The 16,096-nt window shown below is 34.9% G+C and carries 7 protein-coding genes and 3 pseudogenes; 3 read left to right on the top strand and 7 right to left on the bottom strand.

All coding sequences use genetic code 11. The annotated features are described in order from the left end of the window. Nucleotides 1–84: 84 nt before the first annotated feature. Nucleotides 85–393, top strand: a pseudogene (locus EKM02_RS15290) (RHS repeat-associated core domain-containing protein); the annotation flags it as partial. 13 nt (nucleotides 394–406) lie between these two features. On the opposite strand, the pseudogene EKM02_RS09790 reads toward EKM02_RS15290, so the two are convergent. Beyond that, nucleotides 407–979: pseudogene (locus tag EKM02_RS09790) on the bottom strand (transposase). A gap of 153 nt (nucleotides 980–1,132) precedes the next feature. Further along, entirely contained in the window at nucleotides 1,133–4,258 is a 3,126-nt protein-coding gene (locus EKM02_RS09785) for a TonB-dependent receptor (protein WP_126454645.1), read from the bottom strand. Between the two features lie 189 nt (nucleotides 4,259–4,447). Here EKM02_RS09785 and EKM02_RS09780 point away from each other — a divergent pair, with 189 nt between their 5' ends. After that, nucleotides 4,448–4,786, top strand: a complete 339-nt coding sequence (locus EKM02_RS09780) for an ArsR/SmtB family transcription factor (protein ID WP_126454643.1) — start codon at nucleotides 4,448–4,450, stop codon at nucleotides 4,784–4,786. A gap of 173 nt (nucleotides 4,787–4,959) precedes the next feature. Here EKM02_RS09780 and EKM02_RS09775 read toward each other — a convergent pair. Then, nucleotides 4,960–5,190, bottom strand: a pseudogene (locus tag EKM02_RS09775) (transposase); the annotation flags it as partial. 159 nt (nucleotides 5,191–5,349) lie between these two features. On the opposite strand from EKM02_RS09775, the gene pafA reads away from it, so the two are divergent. Next, nucleotides 5,350–6,969 carry an alkaline phosphatase PafA gene (gene pafA, locus EKM02_RS09770; protein ID WP_126454641.1) on the top strand — a complete coding sequence of 540 codons (1,620 nt, stop codon included), beginning with the start codon at nucleotides 5,350–5,352 and terminating at the stop codon, nucleotides 6,967–6,969. A gap of 89 nt (nucleotides 6,970–7,058) precedes the next feature. Here pafA and EKM02_RS09765 read toward each other — a convergent pair whose 3' ends face one another. From EKM02_RS09765 to gltB, 4 genes are all read right to left on the bottom strand, one after another. Further along, nucleotides 7,059–8,468, bottom strand: coding sequence for an alkaline phosphatase (locus EKM02_RS09765; RefSeq protein ID WP_126454639.1), 1,410 nt, complete (start codon nucleotides 8,466–8,468; stop codon nucleotides 7,059–7,061). Nucleotides 8,469–8,622: 154 nt separating this feature from the next. Further along, a complete protein-coding gene (gene lysA, locus EKM02_RS09760) occupies nucleotides 8,623–9,840 on the bottom strand; it encodes a diaminopimelate decarboxylase (protein WP_126454637.1) in 1,218 nt (405 codons plus the stop codon). A gap of 168 nt (nucleotides 9,841–10,008) precedes the next feature. Beyond that, a complete protein-coding gene (locus tag EKM02_RS09755; RefSeq protein WP_126454635.1) occupies nucleotides 10,009–11,463 on the bottom strand; it encodes a glutamate synthase subunit beta in 1,455 nt (484 codons plus the stop codon). A 2-nt stretch (nucleotides 11,464–11,465) separates the two neighbouring features. Further along, nucleotides 11,466–15,983, bottom strand: coding sequence for a glutamate synthase large subunit (gltB, locus tag EKM02_RS09750; protein WP_126454633.1), 4,518 nt, complete (start codon nucleotides 15,981–15,983; stop codon nucleotides 11,466–11,468). Nucleotides 15,984–16,096: the final 113 nt, after the last annotated feature.

Here is a 16,096-nt window from a genome sequence, read left to right as displayed (position 1 = left end):
TCTTTGAAAACCCCTATTCCGATAGGACCTATCTAAATTTAAATATGTATCTGTCTTAAAGGAGATTAATACAAGTACGCTTTTCAAGGGCAGGAAGTCGACTCTGAAACTGGAATGGAGGCTTTTCCGCTGAGACTCTGGGATAGTAGGATTGGCAGGTGGTTAAGTACGGATTCTTATAGGCAATATGCAAGTCCGTACCTAGGGATGGGGAATAACCCGAATAGTAGGATTGATCCTGATGGAGGTTGTACAAAATGTCCTAAAAATGGAGTTGCAGGAGATACCTATAATCATTCTGAATGGGGTGCATTAACACCTGATAACCCCGGATATCTCGGGAACGATAGGCGGATTTCTAATCCGTGCCCACATAGTAAATCAACAATCTAAAACACCCGAGGCTTTAGCCGAACTGACGAAGTAAATCCAACATTACAATATCCAAATCATTTTCTAATCCTGCATAATTTCTTGCAGAACTAAAATAATAATCCTCTGGCAAGGTAACTACTTTATCCTTAACAGGATTAGGATTATTGTGTATATAATCAACCTTTTGTTTTATGAACCAATTGGTTTCTATTATCTCAGCGTGATATCCGTCTTGCCGTACTTTATAGCTTTGATCTCTTTTAAGATGCTCAAATGCTTTTTTAAAATTGTACAATAGCCTCTCCCTACTACTCTTTGGATCTTCCATTATAGTTTCAATAATTTTATTTGAGGTATATTTTTTAAAATCACGCATGACCTCTGATAGAATAAAGCCATTTTTGGCTTTGGACATTTAATGTATATTACCGTGCATAATACAATAGGCATAAATTTCAAGTACTTTTTTATCCTGACAATATTGCAAAGCATTAACGATATTGTACTTTTGGTTGATTCGCGTAAAAATATCAACCCAACCTTCCATTGTTATGGTTATAAAATATGCTTGATCTGTAGTTGTTGCTTTATATTTTGTTGATATTCTTTTTTATCTAATAATCTGTATCGGTTATTCAGGACAAGACAAATTTTCAAAGCGGAATTCCTGCATACAATATTTCCACTTTACTATCAATTCTAAATGGAGGATAGTAAAGTGGAGTAGAATTGTGTTTCTAATTTGAATTTTTTAGTTTTAGAACAAGTAGGTTATCCCAAATTGCGCTTGCCAACGAGAATTTATTGTATCTACTAAATAAGGTTTGCTTTGTGGGTTTTTGAATTGAAAAACGGGATTACCATTTTCAATTTTCACAAAATCCAATAAGGCATATCCTGAATTATTAATGTTAGGCACATAATGTTGTGCCCCAATATTCTTATTAATCAGGTTACCAAAATTGAAAATATCCAAGGAGAATTCCAGACTTTTTTTAGCTATTTTTTGTTGAAAAACAATTTTGGCGTCCACTTGATGATTCCAAGGTGTGCGAGCGGCATTTCTATCTGCATACTGACCTCTTCGGTCTCTTAAAAACTCATTATTGTTGATGTAACTGTCTAATTGAGCCCATTGTTGACCGGCAGTTGCCAATACAGTATTGTTAGGCCCTACAATATCTTGTAATTTAATTTCTGACTGGTTTCTTGGGATGTATAGAATATCATTTTTAGCTGAACCGTCTCTGTTTATATCGCCTTCGTATACAAAGGAAAACGGACTTCCGGAACGGCCATTATAAATTAGTCCAAAACGCAAGGATGCTTTCTTGAAAGCTAAATCATAGAAATGATACGAAATGATTTTGTGTCTTAAATCAAAATTAGAATAGGCCAGCTTCGGCGAATTAGCAACTAACGCTTGATTGAACTCGAAATTAGCGGCGTGAGAGTTTCTTACCGTACTACTAATATCTTTACTTTCACCATAAGTATAGCCCACAAATCCGTTATAATGTGGAGCTGATTTGGTTAAACTAACGGTTAAATTGTAACGGTAACCCTGATTGGTATTGGTCAACAGAAACACATTGGTAAAATTAGTGTTAATTTTTGCTGCATCACCACTTGTAGTATAATAAGGCCTGTTATCGGCTCCTGTAAAGTTCGCTTTTAAATCTTCTTTTCTGTTTATAGATTGAAATAGTAGCCCTTTTAAAACTTGAGTATAGGTAGCTTCTAATTGAATTCCGAAATTATGTTTTAATTTAATATCAAAATTTAAATTGCTTTTCCAATCCCGTGGTAAACTGAAATTATTATCGACTAAATTAATCTCAGTTAAACGCTTGCCTTGTTTAGCTTCTAATGAACTCAAATCACTCGTCAAATCTAAAGGGGTTGTAGGTCTAAAATCGATATTGAAATATTTGGTACCCGAGATATAGTGAGAATAAGCATACCATACAAAAGGCATCCTACCGGTGAACAATCCGGAACCACCTTTCAAAACATATTTCTCGTCTTCATCAAAGTTATAAGTAAAACCAACTCGGGGATTAATTACAGGAGAATTGTTTATTTTGTTTTTGTATTTAGCAAATTCTGGGGTACTTTGTATTTGTGAACTTACGGGGAAATTGCCTGAAAACTGACCATCAATTCGTATTCCGGCTAATAAACCTAATTTGTCATTAACTTTTATTTCATCTTGTAAATAAACACTTGATAAAACTACTTGATAATCGGCTGATGGTGTTTTTTTATTGTATTCAAAATCATTACCTTCAATGTTATACACCCCTCTTACTCGATTTGGTTTATCCATCAAAAAGTTATTTACAGAGCTGTATTGCCATCTTCCGTTAAAGGCAGTAAGGAATCGGTATTGTATATCATTGAATTCCGTTGACGTTCCTAATGTAAACGTATGATTGTTTTTATACCACGTCAAATTATCTGTAAATTGCGAAGTGTTCAAAGTCAGTCCGTAAACTGCTGCTTCTCTATACGTTCCAGCAAAAATAGTATTTGAAGTGTTGTCAATAATTTCGATATGTGGAAAAACTTTGCCTTTAAAGGTTCTGTCATCCTTAACTGTGGTGTGGGAAATAGTTAATTTATTCGAAAGATTGTTTGTGAATCTACTCTTTAGTTCAGCAACAATGCTGTTAGTGGTAGAATTATGTCGGAACCCTTGATTTCCAAAATTGAAGATGTTTTGTGACCATTCTAAGTTATCAGCAAAGCCAGTAACAAAATTGTTACGCAATGTAAGTTTGTGTTTATCAGAAATATTATAATCCAAACGTAAAAAAAGTTTCGTATTTTTTCTTTCCAAAGTTGCTCCTTCAGAGATTCCCGGATCATAATTATACTTCGTTTTTAATCGATTTGCTATTAGATTTACGGTTTCTTTTGAAATATTGGAATTAGCACTTCCTGGAGCATTTAATACAGGTTCAGAACGATCCGAAAATTCTGCATTAAAGTAATAAAATAATTTATTTTTTACTATTGGTCCACCTATACTAGCACCTGCAACTATATCATAAAAGGCTGCCGATTGTTGCTTAATACCATCTGAATAATTCCCTGTTAAAGATCTATTTCGTAAAAAGACGTAAACACTTCCATTCGTTGTATTGGTTCCATTTTTGGTAACTAAATTGATACTCGCGCCGGTGAAATTTCCAAAAGTCACATCAAAAGGAGCTGTTTTTACAGATAAAGCACTAATAGCACCGAAGCCAATAGGTTGAGTTCCTGCTAAGCCACCCGGCGTTCCAGAAGCTACTGATCCCGCTGCGCCACTTGCCGGTTCTTGAAACCCAAGAACATCATTAGTGGCACTACCATCAATACTTAAATTATTAAATCTATAATTAGCTCCGCCAAATGAATTTAAATTGACTTCTGGCAGTAGGCGAGTCGCATCCTGAATACTTCTGTTTAAGGTAGGTAAATTAATAATCTGATCAATTCGGATTCTTTTATCGTTGCTGTTTCTAGCTCCTTTTTGTATTACAATTTCAACCGTTTTTAGTTCTTCTGTTTTGGGAGCTAGATTGATTTTTAGATTAATTATTTTTCCTAACCGGATAACTATATTTTCTTGTTTGTAAGTTTCAAAACCATTAAAATAAACTTCTAAACTGTAGTTTGAATCGGGTTGTAATTGATTGAAAGCAAAAAAACCATTTTCTTGGGAAATAGCAGTGTATTTTGTTCCAGTTGAATTTTGAGTTACAGTAATAGCAGCTAATCCAATGGGATTATTCTGGTCATTATCTATAGTGCCTCTCAACACGCCTGTGGTTTCCTGTGCGTAGGAATTTGCAATTATAAAGAAACAGAACAAACAAAATAATTTTTTAATCATAGTTTTTTTGTAAAATGTTAAATAAATGTAAAAACAAATACGTAGTAAGTTTATTTTAAGTTTGTTTGTTAAATCGTATAGTTACGATTATCAATAAATTATTTTTTAATAAGTCATTGCTTTTAAGTTGTTTATGTTAAAATATAGTATGTTTGTTTTAATTTTTTTATTATCTAATAAATACGATTAATGCCAAAAAATAAAAATGTAGAGTTTCATTCTTTTGAAATTGAACTAGCTACTTTATCAAAATGTTTATCGCATCCCGCACGAGTTATGATTATTTCGATACTATCGAAACACAAGGACAGAACCTGTAAAGAGTTAGTAAGCGAAATCCCTTTATCACAATCTACGGTTTCGAAACATTTAGATGATTTGATAAAAGTAAAATTGATTTGTAGAAAAATTAGCGGTACCCAATCGCTTTATTCTTTAGAATGGAATCATATCGAGAGAGTTTTTACTCTTTTTAATCGATTGAATACTAAAATAATGCCGAATAGGCCTAAAAGAAATTGTTGTTAAATAGTGTAGAAAGACTTTTTTTATTGAAATTTTGAAAGCAAAATAATAGAAGTAGGCGATGTTTTTGAATTACAAACTGAAAAAGAAATGAAAATATATTTTCAATGTGTTCAAATTCCTGAAGATATTAGAAATGAAGTTGAACTGATAATAGTTTATATGACTATCCGTACCTAATACCAAATTGTTTCTAAAGCAGCAATCAAGAGTGTATCCGATAGTTTGTTTCCAAAATAGCCTCTATTAAATTTATAACAGAACTTATCAAGATAATTTTGTACATATTGCTGGTTTGCACAATTATGATGAATGCCTAAAAGTACTTTTTTAGCATTACTGATTGTTTTATTTACCTGAGGAAATATCTTTGCCGACTTTTTCTTGTCTGGTTCTACGACAACATATAATTAAATTATTATTTAATAGTTTGAGAATTTGTTCGACTTGTTTTCATGCTACTAGGATTGTAATGGTTATGTTACCGTTAAATTTATATGTAGATTTTCCTTAGTTAAGTTTTTTCGAAATCAAAAATGTACTTTTGTAAAATTAAAATTTTTATTATGAAAAAAATATTTTTGTTTTGTGTCTTTATTCTTATGTCAAATTTGCAAGCGCAGCAAAGACCCAAATTAGTAGTTGGTATCGTTGTGGATCAAATGAAAATGGAATATTTATATCGTTTTTCAGATGATTTTTCATCAAATGGATTCAAAAGATTAATGGATAAGGGGTACACATTTCATAACATGCATTATAATTTTGTACCCACCTATACTGCCCCTGGTCATGCCAGTATTTTTACTGGAGCTACACCATCTACTCATGGCATTGTAGGGAATGATTGGTTTAATAAAGCGACAGGAAAGGATTTGTATTGCACTGACGATGCCTCTGTGAAAACAGTTGGGGATGGTTTAGAAAATGAGGGGGCTATGTCTCCAAAAAACCTTTTAAGCACTACCATCACTGATGAGTTACGAATGGCAACAAATTTTGAAGGCAAAGTAATCGGGTTGAGTATCAAAGATCGTGGTTCCATTTTACCAGCAGGTCACTTTGCCAATTGGGCTTTTTGGTACAGTAAAACAGGAGCCTTTATTTCAAGTACTTTTTATGGTTTAGCATTACCGGATTGGGTTACAGAATTCAATGAAGAAAAACGATACATGAATTATATCAATAGAGGCTGGGATTTATTTAAGCCGGTTGCTACTTATAATGAAAGTCTTGCAGATGATAATCCATATGAAGGAAAATTGGATAAAACTAAAAGACCTGTTTTTCCTTATGATTTGAAAGAAATTTATAAAGAAAAAGGGGCTGATATTTTACGTTCTACTCCTTTTGGCAATGATATTTTAGCTGACTTGGCGATGAAAGCTATAGAAAATGAATCCCTCGGAAAAGATGATATAACAGATTTTTTGACTGTTAGTTTCTCTTCTACTGATTATGTTGGTCACACTTTTGGGCCTCGTTCTATGGAGTTGCAAGATACTTATTTACGTTTAGATGAGACTATTGCTCAGTTTTTAACCTACTTAGATAAAACGGTTGGAAAAGATAATTATTTGCTTTTTTTGACTGCTGATCATGCAGGCGCCGAAAATCCAAATTATTTAAAAGATAATAAATACAATGTAAAAAATATACCTTCTAAAGATATTGTTGCAGCATTGAAAAAGTTTTCTAACGAAAGTTTCGGTGCTGATTTAGTTTTGGATTATTCTAATTTTAATCTGTTTTTTAATACAGAAATTATTAAGAATAAAGGATTGGATATGAATGTTGTAAAACAAAGTTTTAAAACGTTTTTGATGACACAGGAGCAAGTTAAAAGAGTGTATACTGAGGAAGAAATTTTAGCTTCTTCCGGAGATGATTATTTTTTGAGTTTTATTTCTAAGGGATATGATCCGAGACAAAATGGTGAAATTGTGGTGTTAGATAAGGCGGGTTATATGCAGTATCAAGCTACCGGAACTACGCACGGAACACTTAATAGCTATGATACTCATGTACCGTTGCTTTTTTATGGTTGGAAAGTTCCTAAAGGAGAGTTGCATGCTAAAAAGTACATTACGCAAATTGCTCCTACACTTTCACAAATGCTAAAAATTCCTTTTCCAAATGGTACGGAATCTGAAGTGTTAGACACACTTTTAGATGACGATAAATAAACCTAAGTTGAGTTTAATAATAAAACGCCCGTCTTAGGATAAAGACGGACGTTTTTTATTTTACTTGGATTTTCAGAGTCTTGTTTATGCTAAAATTTATTTTCTATTTCAGCAGCTTCTAGCATTAGATGATGCAAGTCAGTGTTTTTTATAAATGGTTTTAGTAAATGGCTTCCAGGACCATATAGGGCTAATTCAGTATAATCAGCGGAATGATCCATACTAATCCAACCTACTGAATTGTGTTTCTTTTGAATTTCTGCCAGCACTTTGAACGGTAGATGTTTAGGATTATATAGGCCTTCTTCCAGTTTAATATTCGAATAAAAATTTAAAATTTCCTTAGCTTCATTTTCTTTTAGAATTGTTCTATTTGCATATTCAATTCTTTCTATCACTTGTGATACGGTAGTTTCCTGACCAATTCCATTTAAAATCCAATCGTTTGTTTGTTTGTACTTTTGAATGCTGTCAAAATTAGCATCAGCATCTTTTCCGTAAATAATTCCAGGATTAGCATTTCCATGATCTGTAGTAATGATGACTAGAGTATTTGTGTCTTTTTCTGCAAAATCAATTGCTACTTTCACCGCATCGTCATGGGCAACTTGATCATAAAGTAAGCCCGTGATGTCATTTCCATGTGCGGCCCAATCTACTTTTCCAGCTTCGACTTGAAGCACAAAACCATTGGGGTGGTCTTTCATTTTATCAATTGCACGTTCCGTCATTTCAGCTAAAGTAGGAATGGAACCCGATAATTCCTTGCTACTTTCTCTATCTTTTGAGTAAGGAAGGCCATCATTATGAAATAGGCCAAGTATTGGTTTACTGTTGTCGCTAGCCAGCATTTCACTTTTATTTTTAACTACCGAAAATCCGTTGTTAGAAAATTCTTGGTACATATCGCGTTTGTCTTTACGGCTTTCGGATGAAAAATAATTATTTCCGCCACCCATCATGATATCAAATTTCAAGTCTAGATACATTTCAGCAATACTTTCCTGGCTGTTTCTGCTTTTTGAGGCAATACAAAAACCGGCTGGTGTGGCATGTGTGATAGGTACTGTAGTTACACAACCAGCCATTTTTCCTGCTTTTTTAAATTTTTGCCATATTGGGAGGTATTCTTCTCCATTTATTCCAACATTTAACGAGCCATTTTTGACTCGGAAACCGCTTCCCCATGAAGAACTTGCAGCAGCAGAATCTGTAACGATGGAAGAGGCAGAAGCCATATCCATTAATGCGCGAGTTACTTTATTGTCTTTGTACAATTGAATCCAATTGCTTCCCTTTCCCATTTTTCTATTCAGGTACAGATCAGCCATATTTAGGGTTCCGATACTCATTCCGTCGCTAATAATCACAATGATGTTTTTGGCTTTTTTATTTTTGTTTAAAGTATCAAAATCTTGTGCATTGCCTTCAAAAGGATTTAGTACAGTTGCGCCAATTGCAAATAAAGAGCCATTCTTGAAAAATTTTCGTCTATTCATTGTTTCTTTTTTTTGTAAGAATTCCAAATGTAAAGAAACTACTTCATGCAGTATGTTAAGGATTGATTATTTTTTTGGAATGAAACAGGTTTCAAATTGCTATGGGTTTAATAATAAAAAAATCCCATTTGCATGGACAAATGGGATTCCTATTTTAGACTGTCGCTGCTATGGGTAACGGAATCTGGTTTTTAAGTAAATCTTCAAAACTTTCGCGGGCACGGATTAAATGGCCTTCTCCATTGAGCCATAAAACCTCTGCAGGCTTGTATCTGGAGTTGTAATTTGATGCCATTGAGAAGCAGTAGGCTCCGGCGTTTCTAAAACATAAAATATCCCCTTCTTTGATTTCTGAAATCCTTCTGTTGTTTGCAAAAGTATCCGTTTCACAAATGTATCCTACTACGGAGTAAAAACGTTCTTTTCCTTTGGGGTTAGAGATGTTTTCGATATGATGTTGCGATCCGTACAACATTGGTCTGATAAGGTGATTAAAACCACTGTCTATTCCAGCAAAAACAGTCGAAGTAGTTTGTTTCACTACATTAACTTTAGCTAAAAAGAAGCCAGCCTCGCTTACTAAAAATTTGCCGGGCTCAAATATCAAGGTTAATTCTTTTCCATATTCAGTACAAAACGCATTGAATCTTTTGGATAGTTTTTTGCCTAATTCTTCGATGTCCGTTTCGATATCGTCTTTTTTATATGGCACTTTAAATCCACTTCCAAAGTCTAGGAATTCAAGATTTTTGAAGTTTTTAGCCGCATCAAATAATATTTCGGCAGCATATAAAAAGACTTCGATGTCTAAAATATCAGAACCAGTGTGCATGTGAATGCCAACAATATTCATTTTGGTGTTTTCTACAATACGAACAAGGTGTGGCAATTGATGAATCGAGATTCCAAATTTACTATCGATATGTCCTACAGAAATATTTGTATTTCCACCAGCCATTACGTGTGGATTGATTCGAATACAAACAGGTACGTTAGGATGTTTAGTCCCAAATTGTTCTAATATTGATAAATTATCAATATTTATTTGAACTCCCATCGCGTTTACTTCTTCAATTTCTTCGAGAGAAACTCCGTTTGGAGTATAAAATATTTTTTCGGGTGCATAACCGGCATGAAGGCCTAATAGGACTTCTTGAATAGAAACGGTATCTAGACCAGCTCCCATATCCTTTAATAACTGGAGTATTGCAACATTTGACAATGCTTTCATGGCATAATTGATGCGTAACTTGTCTACTTTAGAAAATGCTTTAGTTAATCTATTGTATTGAGATTGTATTTTTTCGGCATCATAAACGTATATTGGACTGCCAAATTGTTCTGCTAATTGAAGTAAGTCTTTTGATTGCATGGTTATTAATTTTCAGCAAATTTATTACTCTTTATTTAGTCCCACAAGCTAATGAATGAATTCTAACAAATTCTAACAAAAAGTTATAAATTGAACATTTATTATTGATTTAAAAAAAATAACCCTTGACAAATTTTTCTGTCAAGGGTTAAAAAATGATAGCAAGAATTATAAGTTGGGTAAATCACCATTTCCTTTGGTAGGTAAATTGGTATACCCCATCAAGTATTTATCGACTTCTCTGGCTGCCTCTCGACCTTCAGATATTGCCCATACAATTAAAGATTGTCCTCTTCGCATGTCACCTGCAGTAAATATATGAGGAATATTCGTTTGATAATTGGTTGCTTTATAATTGCTTCGGATGTCAGTTTCTAATCCTAATTGATCACTTAATGTTTTCTCCGGACCCGTAAATCCAAGTGCCAATAAAGCTAAATCACATGGCCAAATTTTTTCTGAACCTTCTTTTTCTATCAATTCAGGTCTTTGTCCCGGCGTCATTTTCCAAGCCACTTCAACGGTTTTTAAACCTACAAGTTGGCCGCTTTCATTAGAAATGAATTCTTTGGTATTGATCAACCAGTTTCTATTACACCCTTCTTCATGAGAAGAGGACGTTTTTAATTGTAATGGCCAAAACGGCCAAGGGGTAGTTTCACTTCTTCCAACGGGTGGTTTAGGTAAAATCTCAAAATTAGTCACTGATTTAGCTCCATGTCTGTTTGATGTTCCCACACAATCAGAACCAGTATCTCCGCCACCTATAACGATAACATCCTTACCGGTAGCCATTATTTGACCTGGAATTACTTCACCATATAGTGATTTAGTTTGTTGTGTCAAGAAAGTCATTGCCTGCACCACTCCTTGACTTTCTATTCCTTTGGTAGGCAAACTTCTTCTTTCTGTGGCGCCACCGCATAATACGATTGAATCAAAAGCGTTCAATTCTTCAACACTATAGTTTACGCCAACATTTATATTCGTTTTAAAAGTGATTCCTTCAGCTTCTAAAACAGTAACCCGTCTGTCGATAATTCCTTTTTCTAATTTGAAATTTGGAATTCCGTAACGTAGTAATCCACCGATGGCGTTGTCTCTTTCAAAAACGGTAACGGTGTGTCCTGCACGATTTAACTGTTGTGCTGCTGCTAATCCAGCAGGACCGGAGCCAATAACGGCGACTGTTTTTCCTGTTCTAACTTCTGGAGGTTGTGGTTTGATCCAACCTTCAGCAAAACCTCTTTCGATAATATTTTTTTCAATATTTTCAATTGCTACTGGCTCACTTATAATTCCTAACACACATGACTTTTCACATGGAGCGGGGCATAAACGACCCGTAAATTCAGGAAAATTATTGGTTGATTGTAATATTTTCAAGGCACCTTCCCATTCTTCCTGATGCACCATATCGTTAAAATCAGGAATTAAATTTCCCAACGGACAGGCGCTGTGGCAAAAAGGAATCCCACAATCCATGCACCTGGATCCTTGTTCTTTAATTTTATCTTTTTCTAACTGAATTGTAAACTCATTGTAATTTGATACACGCTCTTCAACTAGTACAGTGCTTTCATCTGTTCTAGTATATTCTTTAAATCCTCCTATCTTTCCCATAACTATAGTGCTAGTAGTTCTTCAATTTTTTTTTCTTCGGCTAATCTTTCTAATGCCTTTTTGTAATCAGTAGGCATCACTTTGACAAAATGGTTGCGTTGGTTTTCCCAATCTTCTAAAATTCTTTTTGCAAGTGGACTATTGGTGTACAATGAATGATTTTTTATTAAACGTCTCAGTTTAGTAATGTCATCATCTTCTAATGTTTCAAAAGCGACCATTTCCATATTACAAAGAGTAGCATCGAATTTTTTATTTGGATCAAAAACATACGCAATACCACCGCTCATTCCAGCTGCAAAATTTCGTCCTGTTTTTCCTAATACAATTACAGTTCCTCCAGTCATGTATTCACAACCATGATCTCCAATTCCTTCCACAACAGCTGTTGCTCCCGAGTTTCTCACGCAAAAACGTTCTCCAGCCATTCCGTTGATATAGGCTTCGCCGGTGATTGCTCCATAGAGCGCCACATTACCAATGATAATATTCTCCTCTGGCTTGAATGTGGCAGCGGGTGGGACTTTAATAATTAATTTACCTCCGGAAAGTCCTTTCCCCAAATAATCATTACAGTTTCCATGTATTTTAAAGGACAAGCCATTAGTTGCAAAAGCACCAAAACTTTGACCTGCTGAACCTGTGAAATCTACCAATATGGTATCATCTGGTAATCCTTGTGCACCATATATTTTTGAAATTTCATTACTCAATATAGCGCCAACGGAACGATCTGTATTTTTAATATCAAATGTAACTCTCGTTTTCTCTTTCCTGTAAATGGATGGAATAGCGGCTTTTATGATGTCAAAGTCAAGCACGTGTTCTAGTGCGTGATCTTGTGTTGTAGTATTGTGGTTTGGAACCTCTTTTGCTTTTTCAGGTTTATACAAAATAGCCGATAAATCTAATCCGCTGGCTTTATAATGCTTGATGGCTTTATTGACATTTAATTTTTGAGATTGTCCCACCATTTCTTTTAAGGTTCTATATCCAAGTTGCGCCATGATTTCTCTTAACTCCTCAGCAATAAAATACATAAAGTTAATAATATGTTCCGGTGTTCCTTTGAAATTTTTTCTCAGTTCTGGATCTTGTGTCGCAATACCTACGGGGCAGGTGTTCAAGTGACAGGCTCTCATCATAATACAACCGGATGCGACTAAAGGAGCAGTCGCAAATCCAAATTCTTCAGCTCCAAGTAAAGCTGCAATAGCTACATCACGTCCTGTTTTCAATTGTCCGTCACATTCTAATACGACACGGCTTCTTAAATCATTCAAGATTAAAGTCTGTTGTGCTTCGGCAAGGCCAAGTTCCCATGGAATACCGGTGTGTTGTAGTGAAGTTAATGGTGCAGCTCCAGTTCCTCCATCATATCCTGAAATCAAAATCACATCGGCTTTTGCTTTGGCAACACCGGCAGCGATCGTTCCAACGCCCACTTCTGAAACTAATTTTACATTAATTCTAGCTTCACGATTGGCATTTTTTAGATCAAAAATTAATTGGGATAAATCTTCAATAGAGTAAATATCATGGTGGGGTGGAGGCGAAATTAATCCAACATAAGGAGTAGAATTTCTTACTTCGGCAATCCAAGGCACTACTTTTTCGCCGGGTAATTGTCCACCTTCTCCGGGTTTTGCACCTTGAGCCATTTTTATTTGAATCTCTTTGGCATTGGTCAGATAATTAATAGAAACTCCAAATCTTCCGGAAGCGACTTGCTTGATAGCACTATTTCTTGAATCTCCATTTAAGTCTTTTTGGAATCGTTTTGGATCTTCTCCACCTTCTCCAGAGTTGCTTTTTCCACCAATTCTATTCATAGCAATTGCTAGATTTTCATGGGCTTCCTGACTGATTGAACCATAGGACATGGCTCCAGTTTTGAATTTTTTTACAATTTCGGTCCAAGGTTCGACTTCATCAATTGAAATAGGATCCAGATTATTGAACTCAAACAAACCTCTAATTGTCATTAGATTTTCACTTTGGTCATTGACCATATCAGAGTATTCCTTATAACTTTCAGGACTATTTAAACGTACCGCTTGTTGTAATTTAGAAATCGTTGTTGGATTAAACATGTGTTTTTCTCCGGATCTTCTCCATCTATAAATTCCGCCAATTTCCAGAGGCAGTAAATTACTCACTTTCGAATTTGGAAAAGCTTTCTGGTATCTTTTTTTGATTTCTTTTTCGATTTCCATTAGACCAATTCCTTCAATTCTGGAAGGAGTGTAGGGAAAATATTTAGAAGTGAATGTTTTATTTAATCCCAAAATTTCAAAAATCTGTGCAGCTCTGTACGAATGTAGCGTAGAGATGCCAATTTTATTCATAATTTTCAGGATCCCTTTTGCAATCGCTTTATTATAGTTTTTAATGGCATAATCTGCTTTAATACCAGTAATAAAACCTTCATTTACTTGGTTGTGAATAATTTCATTCACCATATAAGGATTAATTGCACTTGCACCATAGCCAAATAATAAGGCAAAATGATGCGGCTCTCGTGGTTCTGCAGATTCAATGATGATTCCAAACTTAGAACGAGATTTCAGGATGTTCATCGAATGATGAATATAGGAACAAGCCAATAGCATTGGGATTGGAGCCATTTTTTCGCTCACGCCTCTATCCGAAATGATTACAATATTACATCCTTCAGAAACGGCTTTGAAAGTAGCTTGAACCGCGCGTTCTAAAGCGCGTTCTAAACCATTTACTCCTTTTTCGATATCGTATAAAGTTGTAATTGTTACTGATTTGAAATCAGCATGATCAATGTTTTTTACTTTATCTAAATCCTCATTTGAGATTACTGGATTTTGGATTTTTAGTTTCTTACAATGTTTTGGAACAATGTCAAATATGTTATAATCTCCCCCAATAGCCAGACTAATATCAGTTATGATTTCTTCGCGAATCCCATCTAGTGGTGGATTGGTAACCTGAGCAAATAACTGTTTGAAATAGTTGTACAAAAGCTGTGGCTGATCTGACAAAACCGCTAAAGGAGTATCATTTCCCATAGAACTTAATGCCTCTGCCCCTCGGATTCCCATAGGATTTATGATGGTCTTTAAGTCTTCTAGTGTATATCCAAAGAGTCTTTGTCTGGTCTCAAAATCAATATTTTCTACAGGAATTTGATTATGAGTATACGGTATTTGAGATAATTGTACTAAATTTTCATCCAGCCATTGCTGATAAGGACGTTTTGTGACAATTGCATTTTTGATCTCGTCATCTTCTATAATCCGGCCTTCATTCATGTCAACCAAAAACATTTTTCCGGGTTCTAAACGACCATGTTGCACTACATCTTCGGGTTTAATATCAAGAACACCAATTTCTGAAGACATAATTACGAAACCACTTTTAGTCAATGTATAACGAGAAGGACGCAATCCATTTCTATCTAACAAAGCACCAATAACATTACCATCAGTAAAAGGAATAGAGGCTGGGCCATCCCAAGGTTCCATGATGCAAGCATTGTATTCGTAAAAAGCTTTTTTATCGGCGGACATCGTCTGGTGTTTTTCCCACGCTTCAGGGACAACCATCATCATAGCTTCCGGCAAGGAGCGGCCTGTCATCAATAACAGTTCAATTACCATATCCATTGAAGCTGAATCTGATTTTCCTTCTAAAATGATTGGAAATAATTTTTTGATATCGTCACCAAAAACATCACTTTTCATCAATTCCTCACGAGCACGCATGCGACTAATATTACCACGTAGTGTATTGATCTCACCATTGTGGCACATGTAACGGAACGGTTGCGCTAATTCCCAAGATGGGAATGTGTTGGTAGAAAAACGTTGATGAACCAAAGCTAATCGGGTTACCAAATCGTCATCTAGTAAATCCGTATAATACCTACTGATGTCTTCCGGCATCAATAATCCTTTATAGATGATTGTGGTGGTGGAACAACTGGAAAAATAGAACATGTGGCTTTCTGAAATCCTTGAATTTTGGATCGCATGTTCTGCAATTTTTCTCGCTGCAAATAATTTAGCATTAAATTGTTGTTCCGTAAGGTCTAAGCCTTTTTTACCCACAAACACTTGTTTCACGGTTGGTTCTTTCTCACCGGCAATTCGGCCTAAATTAGTGGCATCAACCGGTACGTCTCTCCATCCTAATATTTCTAAATTTTGATCGCGTATCGAAGTTTCGAAAGTCGTTTTACAAAAAACAACTTGGTTTTTACTTTTGGGCATAAAGACCATTCCTACGGCATATTGTTTTGTCTCGGGGATTTCAAAATCACAAACTTTCTTAAAAAAATCATGAGGGATATCAAATAATATTCCCGCTCCATCTCCCGTTCTGCCATCTGAACTCACCGCACCTCGATGTTCTAATTTGATTAGAATATCCAATGCTTTGTGTATGATATCATTTGATTTGATTCCATTTAGATTACAAATGAATCCTGCTCCGCAATTGTCGTGTTCAAATTCGGGCAAATAAAGGCCTTGTTCTTTAACTTTCATGCTTAATATTTTTTATACAAAATTAAAGATTTAGTAACATATAATAGGGGTAAAAGTTAAAAACGGCTTGTTTTTACAGTTATAGTAGAAAAAGGTTAAATAAAACATAATAA

The organism is Flavobacterium sp. RSP49 (genome assembly GCF_003968735.1).
Taxonomy (GTDB): domain Bacteria; phylum Bacteroidota; class Bacteroidia; order Flavobacteriales; family Flavobacteriaceae; genus Flavobacterium.
The sequence above is the reverse complement of the archived record's forward strand: the minus strand, read 5'-3'. Positions and strand labels throughout refer to the sequence as shown.